At 73.4% G+C, this 15,182-nt stretch carries 13 protein-coding genes; 9 read left to right on the plus strand and 4 right to left on the minus strand.

Annotated elements, in window-relative coordinates; all coding sequences use genetic code 11:
* Both AB0J69_RS51975 and AB0J69_RS51980 read right to left on the minus strand, forming a co-directional pair.
* On the minus strand, positions 1-469 hold a 469-nt coding region (locus AB0J69_RS51975), incomplete at its 3' end, for a four-carbon acid sugar kinase family protein (RefSeq protein WP_364134326.1).
* 227 nt (positions 470-696) lie between these two features.
* The gene (locus tag AB0J69_RS51980) at positions 697-1,878 is read right to left on the minus strand and encodes a hypothetical protein (protein ID WP_364134329.1); all 1,182 of its coding nucleotides are present in this window, start codon (positions 1,876-1,878) and stop codon (positions 697-699) included.
* 150 nt (positions 1,879-2,028) lie between these two features.
* Here AB0J69_RS51980 and AB0J69_RS51985 point away from each other — a divergent pair, with 150 nt between their 5' ends.
* The 3 genes from AB0J69_RS51985 (at position 2,029) to AB0J69_RS51995 (ending at position 5,784) form a co-directional block, all read left to right on the plus strand.
* Positions 2,029-3,177, plus strand: coding sequence for a DUF418 domain-containing protein (locus AB0J69_RS51985; protein ID WP_364134331.1), 1,149 nt, complete (start codon positions 2,029-2,031; stop codon positions 3,175-3,177).
* Between the two features lie 88 nt (positions 3,178-3,265).
* Positions 3,266-5,416, plus strand: coding sequence for a hypothetical protein (locus tag AB0J69_RS51990; protein ID WP_364134334.1), 2,151 nt, complete (start codon positions 3,266-3,268; stop codon positions 5,414-5,416).
* A 17-nt stretch (positions 5,417-5,433) separates the two neighbouring features.
* Positions 5,434-5,784 carry a hypothetical protein gene (locus AB0J69_RS51995; protein ID WP_364134337.1) on the plus strand — a complete coding sequence of 117 codons (351 nt, stop codon included), beginning with the start codon at positions 5,434-5,436 and terminating at the stop codon, positions 5,782-5,784.
* Positions 5,785-5,881: 97 nt separating this feature from the next.
* Here AB0J69_RS51995 and AB0J69_RS52000 read toward each other — a convergent pair whose 3' ends face one another.
* Positions 5,882-6,976: a serine hydrolase domain-containing protein gene (locus tag AB0J69_RS52000; RefSeq protein ID WP_364134339.1), complete on the minus strand. Its 1,095-nt coding sequence runs from the start codon at positions 6,974-6,976 to the stop codon at positions 5,882-5,884.
* 134 nt (positions 6,977-7,110) lie between these two features.
* Here AB0J69_RS52000 and AB0J69_RS52005 point away from each other — a divergent pair, with 134 nt between their 5' ends.
* The 4 genes from AB0J69_RS52005 (at position 7,111) to AB0J69_RS52020 (ending at position 10,705) form a co-directional block, all read left to right on the plus strand.
* A complete protein-coding gene (locus AB0J69_RS52005; protein ID WP_364134342.1) occupies positions 7,111-7,734 on the plus strand; it encodes a redoxin domain-containing protein in 624 nt (207 codons plus the stop codon).
* A gap of 7 nt (positions 7,735-7,741) precedes the next feature.
* Positions 7,742-8,590, plus strand: a complete 849-nt coding sequence (locus AB0J69_RS52010; RefSeq protein ID WP_364134345.1) for a cytochrome c biogenesis protein CcdA — start codon at positions 7,742-7,744, stop codon at positions 8,588-8,590.
* A 167-nt stretch (positions 8,591-8,757) separates the two neighbouring features.
* Entirely contained in the window at positions 8,758-9,642 is an 885-nt protein-coding gene (locus AB0J69_RS52015) for an alpha/beta hydrolase (RefSeq protein WP_364134348.1), read from the plus strand.
* Positions 9,643-9,733: 91 nt separating this feature from the next.
* The gene (locus AB0J69_RS52020; RefSeq protein WP_364134351.1) at positions 9,734-10,705 is read left to right on the plus strand and encodes a threo-3-hydroxy-L-aspartate ammonia-lyase; all 972 of its coding nucleotides are present in this window, start codon (positions 9,734-9,736) and stop codon (positions 10,703-10,705) included.
* Positions 10,706-10,737: 32 nt separating this feature from the next.
* On the opposite strand, the gene AB0J69_RS52025 is transcribed toward AB0J69_RS52020, so the two are convergent.
* Complete coding sequence (locus AB0J69_RS52025) at positions 10,738-13,038, minus strand: LuxR C-terminal-related transcriptional regulator (protein WP_364134354.1); 2,301 nt, start codon at positions 13,036-13,038, stop codon at positions 10,738-10,740.
* Positions 13,039-13,142: 104 nt separating this feature from the next.
* Between AB0J69_RS52025 and AB0J69_RS52030 the strand changes: the two genes are divergently transcribed.
* Complete coding sequence (locus AB0J69_RS52030) at positions 13,143-14,132, plus strand: NAD(P)-dependent alcohol dehydrogenase (protein ID WP_364134357.1); 990 nt, start codon at positions 13,143-13,145, stop codon at positions 14,130-14,132.
* A gap of 28 nt (positions 14,133-14,160) precedes the next feature.
* On the plus strand, positions 14,161-15,114 hold the full coding sequence (gene pip, locus AB0J69_RS52035; protein WP_364134360.1) for a prolyl aminopeptidase: 954 nt from the start codon (positions 14,161-14,163) through the stop codon (positions 15,112-15,114).
* The last annotated feature ends 68 nt before the right edge of the window (positions 15,115-15,182 follow it).

The following is a 15,182-nucleotide window of genomic DNA, read 5'->3' on the forward strand; positions in this document are numbered from 1 at the left end:
CGCGCGGCAGGTACGAGTCGGTCATCGGGGTGAGCGGGTGGTGGCGCATGTGCGACTCGCCGAGCAGCACGTCGCCGACGAAGAGGTAGCCGTTGTACTGCGTACGGCCGTGCTCCGGCGAGCTCGGGGTCATGGCGACGACAGGCGCGTCCATGGCGTCGGCCAGCGCGTCGAGGACCGGGCCGATGTTGCCGTCGGGGGTGGAGTCGAAGGTGGAGCAGTATTTGAAGTAGACCTGCCGGGCGGCGCCGTTCGCTCGAAGCCAGTGCAGTGCTTCGAGGGATCGGGCCACCGCGTCGGCCCTGGGGATCGTACGGGTCTTGAGGGCGATGACGACGGCGTCGTGCTCGGGAAGCTCGGTGCCCTGTGGCGGGAGCCCGAAGTACAGCACGGTGCGCAGGCCGTGTCGGCGCAGGGCCACGGCGACGTCGGTCGCGCCGGTGACGTCGTCCGCGATGGCGCCGATCATCGGCCCCCCTCGCGCCCGGCCCGGGTCCGGTAACAGTCGAACATGATGCCGACGCTACCGGTGCCGGGCACCCCGACGGCGACGGGCCGGCTCGGGGAGCCGGCCCGCCCTCAACCGGTCAACTGATGCTGAAGTGCCCCTTGAAGCCGGCACTCTGGACGCCACCGAACAGCGCCCCCGCCGTGCACTTGCCCGCGCCCTTGAGCTGCCTCGCTGGGGTGCGGCGCTCAGCTCGTGATGGTCTGGTCGCGCAGGAGGAAGTAGCTCGCCAGGTCGGTCTGCAGGTACGCGTGGAAGTTCGGGGCCTTGGACTGGGCCGACTTGTCGGCGGTGACGATCGTGACGACCACGTACTTCTTGGACGCTCCCGAGCGGATCTTGCCGTAGACGTAGCTGGCGTGCGCCTTGTCCTGGCGCCACTTGACCGCGTCCGACGACAGCTTCGCCAGGCGGTCGGCCGTCGTCTTGGCGGCCTTGTCGGTCGGGAACGACATCATGACCTGGACCGCCCTGAGATGCCCGCTGTAGGCCGAGTAGGCGACCTGGATGGCGCGCTGGCAGTTGTTCTTGGCCAGCAGGCCCTGGCCGTCCACCGGGTCGCAGGAGTCGTAGGTCCAGCCGCCCACCTTGTTCGCGTTGAACTTGACGCCACCCAGGGCGAACTTCCAGTCGTCGAACTCGTCGTCCGTGATCGGCGAGCCGGGCTGGGCCCGCTTCGAGGTCGGCAGGGTGTCGGTGGGGGTCGTGGACGGTGCGGAGGTCGGCGAGTCCGTCGGCTCCTCGGGGGCGGGCGAGGACGGGGGTGAGGTGGTGGGACCTGTGCTGGGCAGGGCGACGTTGGGGGCCGGGCCCGGGGAGCGCAGGTAGAAGTACGCGCCCACGCCGCCGCCCAGGAGCAGCACGGCCAGGCCGGCCACCAGGCCGATGATCAGGGCGTTGTTGTTCTTGGGCGGGGGGTGGGGGGCGTAGCCGGGCTGCGGGAACGGGCCGCCCGGGTGGTTCCCGTACGGTGGCGCGCCGTGCCCGGGACCGGGCTGACCGTATCCGGGCTGGCCGTGAGCGGGTTGCCCGTATGCGCCCTGCCCGTACGGCTGGCCGGGGCCCGGCTGTTGCTGCTGCGTGGGGCCCTGGGGGTGGCCGTACCCCGGCTGCTGGGGATTCGGGCCCTGGGGCTGTCCGTAGCCGGGTTGCTGCTGCGTGGGGCCTTGGGGCTGTCCGTAGCCGGGTTGCTGGGGATTCGGGCCCTGGGGCTGGCCGCCGTAGGGCGGGCCCTGGGGCGGGCCGTAGCCCTGGGGTGCCGCCTGGCCTTGGGGAGGGCCGTACCCTTGCGGCGCTCCCTGGCCTTGCTGGCCGCCCCAGGGTCCAGGCTGCTGGGGCTGGGGTGGCGGAGGCTGCGGAGGGTATGCCATCCCCCCATTGTGGTGCAGGCCCCTACCTTCTGCCCCAACTACCCCACCAATTGCCATATGCGGTCAGCGGACACACGGTCATGCTTAGGTCGCCCCGGAGGAGACCAAGGTCTGATGCCGGGGCGAGCGCGCGTTCGTAGCTTCGGATCCATGACGGAACTGCGCACACCGGCCGGCAGCCGCGTCCACGAGATCGACGTGGTGCGCGGGTTCGCCCTGGCGGGCATCCTGGTCGCGAACATCGGCTTCTACGCCGACCCCGGCTATGCCCTGGCCGGCAGCATGACCATCCCGGAAGGGCCGGTGGCCTCGGCGATCACGGCGTTCGTGCTGACGAAGTTCTACATCATCTTCTCGTTCCTGTTCGGCTACTCGTTCACGCTGCAGATGCGCTCGGCGGAGCGGGCCGGCGCGAGCGTGACGGCCAGGACGGTGCGCAGGTGCCTGGGGCTCTTCATGATCGGCGTCGTGCACGGGATCCTGCTGTGGATCGGCGACATCCTCACCCTGTACGCCGTGCTCGGCCTGATCCTGCTCACGCTGCGCAAGGTCAGCCCGAAGCGGGCCGTCGCCATCGGGTCGGTCATCATCGGCGTGCTGACCCTGCTGATGGCCGCGCTGGCCTGGCTGTCCACGCTCGACCCGACGGCCGGGCAGGCCCCCGCGGCCGATCCCGTGGCGGCGGCGCGGGCGCTGGCCCTGGCCACCGGCGGGCCGCTCGACGTCCTGACCCTGCAACTGGAGCTCTATCCGCCGCTGGTGGCGATGATCTGGCTGTTCCAGGGGCCGACGGCGCTGGCGATGTTCCTGTTCGGGCTGGCGGCGGGCAAGTCCAGGCTGCTGGAGGAGCCCGAACGGTGGTCGCGGCTGCTGCCGCGGATCCAGTGGATCGGCTTCGGGTTCGGCGTGCCCGGCGGGATCCTGCTCGCCGTGACCGCCGGCGACACCGGTCCGGGCGAGCTCGTGGGCCTGGCCGTGAACAACGTCACCTCGATCCTGCTGGCCGCCGCGTACGTGGCCACCCTGCTCCGGGTGATCCGCCGCCACCCCGCCGTCGGTCGCGCGCTGGCACCGGCCGGCCGGGTGGCGGCCTCCAACTACGTCGGTCAGTCGGTGCTGGCCTGCCTGGTCTTCACCGGGTACGGTCTGGCGCTGGCCGGTGAGCTGCCGCCGATCGCCGTGATGGGGGTGGCTCTGGTGATCTATACCGTCCTGCTCTGGCTCAGCGCCCGCTGGCTGCGTACCCACCGCCACGGCCCCATCGAAGCCGTCCTGCGCCGCGTCACGAACGGGGGATGAGCCGGCACGTATTTGGACCTGTACGCCGCCCCTCTACGAGAGCACGATCCTCAGGTAACGGGACCGAGCCTGGCAGGAGGGAGCAGCCGTGCCGGTGACCTGGGGAGCCGTACGAGGGCGAGTCGTCTTCGACAGCTCCCATCACGATGTGCTGGAGCGGCGGTCGTCCGGGTTCTCCTGGACCGGCACCCGCTCCCTGTTGCTGACCGACCACCCCGCCGTGTACGTGCACGACACCGGCGGGCTCGGCAACCCGGTCGTCACCGCGCTGGATCCGGCGGCCGACCCCGAGGCCACGATCGAGCTGGTCGACGGCAGCACCAGGCTCGTCGCCGACCTCCGCCTGCCGGACGGCCGGACGGTCGAGCTCGTCACCACCACCGAACTGCCGCCGCCCGTGCTCGCCGTACTGACCGGCCTGCGCGGCCGGCTGATGCCGGGCGCCGAGGCGACGGACTTCATCAGCCCGTGCGCGATCTCGATCACTCCACGGTACGAGTCGGAGCCCGACCGGTCCGCGGCCGGTGAGGAGGAGGTCGCCCCGGCGGAGCTGGCCGCGTACGTCGTGATCGCGGGAGGCCGCCTGCAACTGCGCAGCCGCGGGCGGATCCCCCTGGAGTGGCCCGTCAACCGGGTCGACGTGACACCCGCCGGGCCGAGCGCGGTCGAGCTGCGGGGCGGCGCCCTGCTCGGCGGGCATTTCCTCACCGGTGCGACCCTGCACCTCGTCACCCCTGAGGTACGCAAGGCGTTCCTCACCGTCGTGGGAGCGGCGGAACCGGGGTCGCGCACGGTGGGCACCTCGGCGCCGGTCTCGCTGCGCGGGCTGGGCGGCGCGGGGACGATCAAGGCGGACTGCGTGCTGAGCGAGCACGCCCTGGAGTTCCAGGCGCCGGACACGCAGCGGGTGCTCGCCCGCTTCGACCTCGGCGACCGGCAGTTGCGCATCGCCGGGACCGCCGAGCGGTTCGTCGTGTTCAGCCCGGCACACGGGCCGGTGACGGTGGAGTGCGCCTCGGAGGTGTTCGGGCGCCGGCTGCACCAGAACGCGGAGCTGCGGGCAGCCGCCGGGCGCACGCTCGGCTCGGGGGTGCTGCCCGCCGAGCTGGCCGACGGGCGGCCGGTCGCGTGCGCGTTCGCGCCCGACGGCATGCGGGTGAAGGGCAGCGGGGTCAACGTGCGGATCCCGTACGAGGCGATCAGGAGTGTCGAGGGCCGGCCGGAGCCGCGGCGGGCGGAGCTGCGGCTGACGAGCGAGCGTACCGACCTCAGGGTCGTCGCCCAGCCCGAGCTCGTACAGGCGCTGCACACCGAGGTCAGGGCGTGGGGCAACGCGTGCGCGGGCGCGGCGCAGGTGCCCGGCATGTTGCGGGCCGCCGTCGGGCTGGAGGAGGACTACCTGCTCTACACCGTGTTCGGCCCGTTCTACGAGCTGCACGCGGCGCTGCTCGGCGATTCCGGCGCGGACGGCCTGTCCGAGCCCCTCACGCTGCCGGGGAGCGGCGACGAACGTGCCCGCGTCGCCGCCGTGCTGCAGGTCGGGCTGGGGGAGCTGCAGTCGCATCTCGACCAGGTCGTCTCCGTGTTGCCGGCCTTCCTGCGGCACCGGGACGCGCTGCTCCTCGCGGCGGTCACCGGCGGCGCCGAGCCGGACTGGCTGAAGGCGGGGGAGCCGAAGCTGCGGGCCGCGCTCGCCCCGGCGCAGCGGGCCGCCGCCGAGACCGGGCAGCTCGCCGTGCAGCTCTCCCGCGTGATGGACCTCGACCCCGACGCGCTGCCCAAGGTCGGCTACGCGGGGGCGGCGCTGTCGCTCGGGGCCGCGGCGCTGCTGAACCCGGTGTTCGCGGTGTCGGGCATCTCCCAGGCGTACTCGTCGCACGCCCAGGGCGAGCAGCGCAAGGCGCAGGTGACCGCACAGTCGGAGCGCGGGTGGGCGATCGTGCTGGACCGCTGGAACGCGCTGGTCTCCACCTCGCTGCCGGTGCTCGCGTACGTGCTCACCGAGAACGTGTTCGGCCTGCGCTGGGAGACCGCGCGGCGCATCGCCCAGGAGCTCGCCGCCGCCCCGGAGGCCGCGCGGCCGCCGGCGCTGCGCGCGGTGGCCCGCCGTCTGGCCGTCCTGGACGTGATGCGCCGCTACCCGGGCGGATCCGGGGTACGGCTGCGGCGCGGCGAGATCGCCGACCACCTGCGGGCCGCCCGCGAGGCCGTACGGACGCCGCGCTTCCTCGACTTCTGATACCGGAGGCCCTGCTCATGGCGCTCTTCACCAGTCAGTTCGATCGGGTTCGCGAGGAGTCGCGGGCCTATGCCGGGGAGGCGTCGGAGACCCGGTTCCGGGTCCCGGCCGCCGTCGCCGTGGCGGGCGGGGCCGCCCTCGTGGCCGCCACCGACCCGACGGCCACCGAGAGCGGTGGGTGGGGGGAGGGGTGGGACCAGGGGTGGGACGCTGGGGCGGGTGCGGCGGCCGGGCCCGGTGCCGAGCCGGTCCCGGACGACGGCGGGGGCGCGTGGTCGCACCACGGGGACTACACGGGCGCGTCGGTCGGCGGGGACGGTGACTTCTTCTACTTCATCGACGGCGACAGCAGCCTGACCATCGGCTGAGCCCGGACGGGACGGCGGCCGGCCGGCTCTGGACGGGACGGCGGCAGCACCGCCGGTCGGCTCTGGACGGGACGGCAGCCCGATCGCCGGGTGACGGCTACGTGGCGCCGGCGATGAGGGCGGCGATCGTCTGGGCGGTGCCGAAGTCGGCGGCCAGCCGGTTCTTGGTCACCGCGAACGCCACCCCGGTGGCGGTGTCGGCGCAGGCGTAACCGCCGCCGCTGCCCGCCCAGCCGAACACCGTGGGGGTGTCGTCCGGATCCGTGCCCAGACGGCCGACCGCGTAGCCGTTCGACAGCACCGCCCGGTTGCCGAACACGCGGTCCACGCCGTCCACGACCGGCGCGGTCACCTCGCGGAGCCGGTCGGGCGAGATCAGCCGCACCCCGTCCACCGGGCCGAGGAGCGCCGCGTACATGCGGGCCGCCGCGCGGGCGGTGAGCTGCCCACCCGCCGGGATCGCCGCCGACAGCACATCGGCGCGGTTGCCGAACGCCGCCGTCGGCCGCACGCCCCGCGGCGCGACCGCGAGGGCCGGGGAGCCCTCGGGCGCCTCGGCGAAACCGGGCACGTCCTCCAGCCGCGCGAGCCGGCCCAGCTCGGCCTCCGGCACCCCGAGGAACAGCTCGCCCGCCACCCCCAGCGGGGCGGCGACCTCCTCCCTGAGCACCTGGGAGATCGGCGTGCCGGTGACCCGGCGGACGATCTCGCCGACGATGTGGCCGAAGGTGTAGGAGTGGTAGCCGGTCGCCGTGCCCGGCTCCCACCACGGCCGGGCGGCGGCGATCAGCGCGCACGTCTTCTCCCAGTCGCACAGGTCCTCCGGGGTGAGGTCCGCCGGCAGCCCCGGCACGCCCGTCGAGTGCGTGAGCGCGTCCCGTACCGTGGCCGTGTCCTTGCCGTGCGCCCCGAACTCCGGCCAGATCCGCGCGATCGGCGTGTCGTAGTCGAGGGCGCCGCGCTCGGCGAGCACGTGTACGACGGTCGCCGTCAGACCCTTGCCCGCCGAGAAGGCGTGGAACGGGGTGCCCGGGGTGACCGGCCGGCCGGTGGCGGGGTCGGCGAGCCCGGCCACGACGTCGGCGACCAGCTCGCCGTGCCGGTAGACGGCGACCTGCAGGCCCCGCTCTGCCCCGGAACGCACCAGTTCGTCGGCCATGTCCTGGAGTCGCCCCTGCAAGCCGTTCACCATGTGCCCTCCTCAGCTGTCGCGTCCCTTGAGTAGACCGCCGCCGTGGACGGGAGTCATCGCCTCTCCGAGGTTGTTGTCACCGGCTTGTAAGAACTCGCGGGGGAGATCGCTCTACGCTCGGCGGTATGACAGGTATGAGGTCGATTCGAGCGGCTGCCGTGCTGGTGGCGGGGGTCTTATTGGTCGCCGCGTGCGGTGGCGCGGGACAGGGCGGGGCCGGGGAGGCCACCGCCGGGCAGGACGGAGCCTCCGGCGCGGCCTCGCCACCCGCCTCATCCCCACCCGCCTCCTCCCCGCCATCTTCCGCATCGGCGTCGCCGCCATCGGCGACGACGAGCGCGGCCGCCGTGGTGCCCGCCGCGCTGAAGTTCTCCGCGAAGACGCTGGACGGCCAGGGATTCGAGGGGGCGAGCCTGGCGGGTCGGCCGGTGGTCTTCTGGTTCTGGGCGCCCTGGTGCCCGAAGTGCCGCTCGGAGGCACCCGCGGTGAAGGCCGCCGCCGCCCGATACGGTGAGGTGGCGTTCGTCGGGGTGGCGGGGCTGGACACCGAGCCGGCGATGAAGGAGTTCGTCCAGACCACCGGCACCGGCGGCATCGTGCACCTGTCCGACGCCAAGGGCGCGGTGTGGACGAAGCTGGGCGTCAGCGCACAGTCCACGTTCGTGTTCATGAAGCCGGACGGCTCCACGCGGAAGGCCACGGGTCCGCTCGATCAGGCCAAGCTGGACGAGCACCTCCGCGCGCTCCTCGGCCGATAGCGCAGCCGTGTTCGCCTCCGAGCTGCCGCTCGCCCTCGCGCTCACCGCCGGCACCGTGGCCGCCTTCAACCCGTGCGGCTTCGCCATGCTGCCGGCCTACCTCACCCTCCTCATCAACGACACCGGCGGCACCCGCCCGGTGATCCGGGCGCTGGTCCTGTCCGGGGCGATGACCGCCGGGTTCGTCACCGTCTTCGGGCTGTTCGGGGTGGTGGTCACCGCGCTGGCCGTCTCGGTGGGGGCCTACCTGCCGTGGGCGACCCTGGCCATCGGGGTGCTGCTGGTCGGGCTCGGTGTCTGGCTGCTGTCCGGGCGCGAGTTGCTGCTCCGCGTGCCGGGGCTGGCCACCGGCCGGCCCACCGCCGCGCCGCTCTCCCTGTACGGCTACGGGCTGTCGTACGCGCTGGCCTCCCTGTCCTGCACGGTGGGGCCGTTCCTCGCGGTCACCTCGGCCTCCCTGTCCGGTGGCGGGGTGCTCGGTGGCGCGGCCGCCTTCGCCGCGTACGCGCTCGGCATGGGCCTGGTCGTCGCCGCGCTCTCCCTGGCGGTGGCGCTCGCCCGCGCCGCCGCGGTGGCCAGGCTGCGGCGGCTCCTCCCGTACGTCTCCCGGGTCGGCGGCGCCCTGCTCGTGCTCGCCGGACTGTACGTGGCCTACTACGGGTGGTACGAGCTGCGCGTCTTCTCGGGCGGGACCACGGACGACCCCATCGTGGGTGCGGTGACGGTGGCCCAGGCCGCCGTCGTCGGCTGGCTGTCGGGACTCGGCGCGGGCTGGCTCGTGGCCGTCGCCGCCCTGCTGACCCTCGCCGCGCTCACCCTGCACCGAGCCCGCCGCCGCAACCGCACACCCGGGTGAGCCCGCGACCCCGCGCCCTGCTCCATGGGCCCGGCCGCGAGCCCCGTGGGTTCAGCGACCGGTCTCGGCGTGTCGGATGTGGGCGGTGATCAGGAAGGCGAGCGGGTCGCTGGTGTGGTGATGGAGCGGAATCGTAACGACGAATGCCGGGGGTGCTTAAGTAGGTGATGCATGAAGAGTTTGTCCGCGTTTCTGGTGATCCGGTGGTGGAGTTGTTCACGGCACGCACCGGCGAAGGACCCGGCCGGGGATCGTTGCTGGTGATTCATGGCGGGCCGGACTGGGACCACACGTATTTGCGGGAACCCTTGGTCCGGCTTGCCGACCGCCATGACGTGATCTTTCCTGACCTGAGGGGGTGCGGGGGATCGACTCGCGGGTTGTCCGATGACCAGTACACCCCTGCCGCCGCGACGGGCGATCTTGTCGCGGTGCTCGACGCGCTCGGCCTGGACCGTACCGACGTGCTGGGCTTCTCCTACGGCGGCCTGCTGGCGCAGCGGCTGGCCGTGGCCGCGCCCGGGCGCGTGCGGCGGCTCGTGATCGCCTCCAGCAGCGTGCTGCCCGTGCCGGCGGACGCGTTCGAGGGCTGGCCCGAGCGCGACCGGCGGGTCGCCGCGGAGGCGTCCGTGTGGGCCGGCGCGACACCTTCCGGCCCGGCGCCGTCCGGGTCGGGGCTGTCCGGGGCGGAGCTCACGCGGGCGGCGGCGTTCGCCGGGGCCGAGGCGAACGTCTGGCGCGAGGAGGCGCTGGACGACTACCGGGAACGCCTCTCCCGCGTACGGTTCTCGGCCGATTGGCAGCGCCCGTGGCGGAACGGGACCCTGCCCGCCGCGCGCCCTGACGGGGCCGCCGAACGCCTGGCCCGCCTCGGCGTGCCGATCCTGCTGCTGCACGGCCGGCAGGACATGACGTTCCCGGCGTCGCTGGCCGAGGAGGCCGCCGAGCTGATCCCCTCGGCCCGGGCCGAGGTCCTCGACGAGGCGGGGCACATGGCGCACGTCGACCAGCCCGTTCGCTGGCTGGAGGCCGTGTCCGGGTTCCTGGACTGAGGAACGGCGCGGTACTTCCGCAAGAGGGGCGGAAGAGGGCAAGCTCCAAGATACGCGCCCGGATCCCCGCACCCTTGGAGGAACAGCGAGCATGACGAACGCACTGCCGGTCACCCTGGACGACGTTCACGACGCCGCCGCGCGGCTCAAGGGCGTCGCCCACCGTACGCCCGTCCTGCGCTCCCGCACCCTGGACGCCCTCATGGGCGCCGAGGTCTTCCTCAAGTGCGAGAACTTCCAGCGCATCGGGGCGTTCAAGTTCCGCGGCGCGTACAACGCCGTCTCCCGGCTCTCGGCGGAGCAGCTGGGCAGGGGCATCGCGGCGTACTCGTCCGGCAACCACGCCCAGGCGGTCGCGCTGGCCGCGCGGGAGCTGGGCAGCACCGCGGTGATCGTCATGCCCGAGGACGCCCCGCGCTCCAAGCGGGAGGCCACCGCCGGCTACGGCGCGGAGGTCGTCACGTACGACCGCTACACCGGCGACCGGGTGGCCATCGGCGAGGCGCTGGCGGCCGAGCGCGGCCTGACGCTCATCCCCCCGTACGAGCACCCGCACGTCATCGCCGGCCAGGGCACCGCCGCGCTGGAGCTCATCGAGGAGGTCGGCGACCTGGACGCGGTGCTCGTGCCCATCGGCGGCGGCGGGCTCATCGCGGGCAGCGCCACGGCGGCCAAGGGGACGCTGCCCGGGATCCGGGTGATCGGCGTCGAGCCCGAGGCCGGCGACGACACCAAGCGGTCGCTGAGCGCGGGCAGGCGGGTGTCCATCCCCATCCCGCGCACGATCGCCGACGGCCAGGCGGCCGAGATCCCCGGCGAGCTGACGTTCTCCATCAACAGGCACCTGGTCGACGACGTCGCCCTGGTGAGTGACGACGACATCCGGGCGGCGATGCGGCTGGCCTTCGAACGCATGAAGGTCGTCATGGAGCCCAGCGGCGCGACCCCGCTGGCCGCGCTGCTGGCCGGGCGGGTGGAGGACGTGCCGCGGCGGATCGGGCTGATCGTCTCCGGCGGCAACGTCGACGCGCGGCGCTTCGCCGAGCTGTGCGCGACCGACTGACCCCGTCGCGTCGGGCGCGTGGTGGGCGAGGGCTAATGTCCGGTGGCGGCCATCCAGGCGGCGATCTGGGCACGTGAGTTGACCCCGAGCTTGTTCATGATCGCGCGTACGTGACTGTCCACCGTGTGCTCCGAGATGAACAGCCGGGCCCCGATCTGCTTGTTGCTGAGCCCCTCCGCGACCAGCCGGGCGACCTCCGCCTCCCGCCGGCCGAGCGGCGCCGGGCCCGTTTCCGCGGATTCCCCGGCGGCGGCCGGGCCGGGCTCGCCGAGCGCCAGAGCGATCGCGGCGTCCCGGCTCAGGCGCCGCCCGGCCGCGAACTCGTCCTCGAACCCGGCCGCCCCCAGCGCCGCCCTGGCCGTCTCCTCGGCCCGGGCCAGCAGCGGCGCGAGGTACGGCAGGACACCGGCCCCGGCCCCCGCGCGTACGGTCTCCGCCGCCCCCAGCAGCCGAGCGGCCGGCTGCGCCCGCCCCGAGCCCGCGGCGTGGCAGCCCAGGGCGTCGAGCAGGACGTACTGACCCACCCGGTCGTCGATCCGGTACGCGATCCGCAACGCCTCGGCCAGCAGCGGCTCGGCCTCGTCGAGCGCCCCGGCGATCAGCCTGGCCGAGCCCAGGTTCAGCAGCATCATGTCGAGGCTGTAGAGGTCGCCGCTCTCCCGGCCGAGGCGCACGCCCTCCGACGCCGCCGCGACGACCGCGTCGAGATCGCCCTGGAAGAGGCCGTTGAGCGCGCGTGACTGCAGGTACATGAGCCGGGCCTGGTCGTCGTCGAGCCCCTCGGTGACGGCTCTGGCCTCCTCACCCAGGCGCGCGGCCGACGAATGGTCCCCCGCCATGCTCGCCGCCATCGACGCCAGGGACAGCGACTGCGACAGGACGGACGGCAGCCCCGCCTCCCTGGCGCGGGCCACCGCCTCCGCCAGCGCCGGCCCCGCGCCGGCCGGATCGGACTGCAGCACCGCCAGGAAACCCCGCATGAACAGCGCGTAGGCCCGCCCCTCGGGACCGCCGTCCCCGCACGCGAGCAGCTCGCCGAGCCACCGGACGCCCTCGTTGAGCGCGCGCGTGATCCAGTAGTAGCCGATGGTGTACGCCAGGGCCGTCCCGCGTGACGCGTCCCGTCGGTTCACGCATCCCCGCAGGACCGCCCGGACGTTGTCGATCTCCAGGTCCATCCAGTCGAGCCACTCGGCCAGCCGCTGCCGGACCCGCGGCCCGGACCCCAGGCAGCGGGCGAGATAGTAGCCGGTGAACCGGCGGTCGAGGGCCTCCTCCTCGCCCGCCTCCCGGAGCTTGAGCGCGGCGTACTCGCGCATTGTCTCGTGCAGCCGGTAGCAGGCCAGGCCGCCGGCGTCCTCCTTCAGGACCAGGGACTTGTCGACGAGCGACGCCACCAGGTCCAGCGCGCGGCCCGCCGGGACGTCCCCGTACGCGCAGACCGCTTCGACGTCCTCCAGCGTGAACCTGCCCGCGAACGCGCACAGCCGCCGCAGCAGCGCCTGCTCGTTCGCCGCCAGCAGGTCGTGGCTCCAGTCGACGGTGGTACGCAGCGTCTGGTGGCGCGGGAGCGCGGCCCGGCCGCCCCCGGTGAGCAGCCCGAACCGGTCGGACAGGCGGTCGAGGATCTGCTCGGCGGTGAGCACCCGCGTCCTGACGGCCGCCAGCTCGATCGCCAGCGGCAGGCCGTCGAGGCGGCGGCACAGGTCGGCCACGGCCGCCTGGTTCGCCGCCGTCAGCTCGAACGTGCCCGACCCGGCGGCGGCCCGCTCCGTGAACAGCCTGACCGCCTCGTTCTGCCGCAGCTTCGCGAGGGGCACGCGGGCGTGCGGCGCGGGCAGGTCGAGCGGCGGCACGGGCACGACGTGCTCGCCGGGCGCCGACAGGGGTTCCCGGCTGGTGGCGATCACGCGCACGCCGGGGGCCGCCCGCATGAGGTCCGCGACGAGCGGCGCGATGGCCGCGAGCAGGTGCTCGCAGTTGTCGACGACCAGCAGCGCCCTCTTGTCCCGCAGGTACGACCGCAGCCGCGCGGCAGGTTCGGTGGCCGCCTGGTCGCGCAGGTCCAGGGCCGCCATGACCGCGTCGGCGACCAGCGTGGGATCGCGTACCTCGGCCAGCTCGACCAGCCACGCGCCGTCCGGGAACCCGCGCCCGAGATCGGCGGCCAGCCGCAGCGCGAGGCGCGTCTTGCCGACCCCGCCCGGCCCGACGAGGCTGACCAGCCGGGCCTCGGTCAGCTTCCTCCTGCCGGCCGCGAGCTCGCGGCGGCGGCCGACGAAGCTGGTCGCCTCAGCCGGCAGGTTGCCCAGGCGGCGCGGGGGTCTGGCCATGGTGGCTCGGACACTACTCCCGCCAATCACGAATTCACGTGATTTCGCTACCCGGGGGCGCGGCCGCAGTCTGGGGGCAGTGATCGGCGAATCGAGGGGACGCCATGAAGGCAATCCGTTATCACGCTTACGGCCCGCCGGACGTCCTCCGGCTCGAGGACGTGGACATGCCCGCCGTCGGGGACGACGACGTGCTGATCCGGGTACGGGCGGCCTCGGTCAACCCGCTCGACTGGCACATCATGCGCGGGAAGCCCTATATCACCCGCCTGCAGAACGGCCTGACCCGGCCCAAGTCCGGCGCGCTGGGCGGCGACCTGGCGGGCAGCGTCGAGGCGGTGGGCCGGAACGTCACCAGGTTCCGTCCCGGGGACGAGGTGTACGGCGGCTGCGGGTTGTATCTCGTGCCGGGCACGACGGGCTTCGCCGAGTACGCCTGCCTGCGCCAGGACGCCATGGTGCACAGGATGCCGGCCGGCCTGACGTTCGAGCAGGCGGCGGCCATGCCGGTGGCGGGGGTCTGCTCGGTGCAGGCGTTGCGCGACAAGGCCGGGGTGCGGGCGGGCCACCGGGTCCTGGTCAACGGGGCGGCGGGCGGGCTGGGGACGTTCTCGGTACAGGTCGCCAAGGCGCTGGGTGCGGAGGTGACCGGGGTGTGCAGCACGCGGAACGTGGAGATGGTCCGCTCGATCGGGGCCGACCACGTCATCGACTACACCAAGGAGGACTACACCCGTACCGGGAGGCGGTACGACGTGGTGCTCGACGTGGTGGCGAACCGCGCATTCACCGCGAACCGGCGCGTTCTCACCCGCAGGGGCGTGTTCGTGGAGTGCGCGCCGTGCAAGGGCGAGTGGCTGGGGGCGCCGCTCGGGCTGGTCCGGCTCTATCTGCTGGGCCGGGTCGTGCCGCAGCGGATGGGGTTCCTCCTGTGCCGCAACAGCCAGGAGGACCTCGCCGTGCTGAACGGGCTCGTCGAGACGGGGAAGCTCATGCCGGTCATCGACCGGACGTACTCGCTGGACGAGGCCGCGGAAGCCGTCCGCTATCTCGAACGGGGCCATGCGCGGGGCAAGGTCGTGGTCACCGTTTGAGCAGGTAGCGGTGGTATGTCTGTTGGTTATGGGACAAAGGACGTTTTATCCGCCGATTGAGCCGTACGAGACCGGGCTGCTGGAGGTCGGCGACGGGAACGAGCTCTACTGGGAGGTCTGCGGCAACCCGGACGGCAAGCCCGCCGTCTTCCTGCACGGCGGGCCGGGCGGCGGGGTCCTGCCGGACCAGCGCAGGTTCTTCGACCCGGAGGCGTACCGGATCGTGCTCTTCGACCAGCGCAACTGCGGTCGCAGCCGGCCGCACGCCGGTGATCCCGGGGTGTCGCTGGCGGCCAACACGACCGCGCACCTGGTCGCGGACATCGAGCTGCTCAGGGAGCGGCTCGGGGTCGAACGGTGGCTGGTGTTCGGCGGGTCGTGGGGCAGCACGCTGGCCCTGGCGTACGCGCGGCGGCATCCCCGGCGGGTGAGCGAGCTCGTGCTGCGCGGCATCTACCTGGCCAGGGCCGCCGACGAGCCGTGGGCGTTCACCCCCACGGGAGCGGCGCGGCTGTTCCCGGCGGAGTGGGCGGCCTTCCGCGACTTCGTGCCCGCCGAGGAGCGCGACGACCTCCTGCGGGCCTACCACCGCAGGCTGTTCGACCCGGACCCGGCGGTGCACGTCCCGGCGGCGCGGGCGTGGGCCGCCTGGGAGCTGTCGGCCAACTCGCTGCTGCCCGTCCCGCCGCCGCCGCTGGACGACCGGGACCTGGTGGCGTTCTCGCGGATCGAGGCGCACTACTTCGGCCAGGGCTGCTTCCTGGAGGACGGCGAGCTGCTCGACGTCGATCCGATCAGGCACCTCCCGTGCGTGATCGTCAACGGGCGCTATGACATGAAGACGCCGCCGGAGGCCGCCTGGGACCTGCACCTGGCCTGGCCGGAGGCCGAGTTCCAGATCGTGGAGGACGCCGGGCACGCGGGCGCCGAGCCCGGCACGCTGCACCGGCTCATCGAGGCCACCGACCGCTTCCGGGAATGAGCACCCTGGAGCGCGGCGAACACCACGGTGGCCGGCCGTCCCGGGTCCGTTCCCGATCCGTCCCGAGT

The sequence above is a fragment of the Nonomuraea sp. NPDC049709 genome, from assembly GCF_040674815.1.
GTDB lineage: Bacteria > Actinomycetota > Actinomycetes > Streptosporangiales > Streptosporangiaceae > Nonomuraea.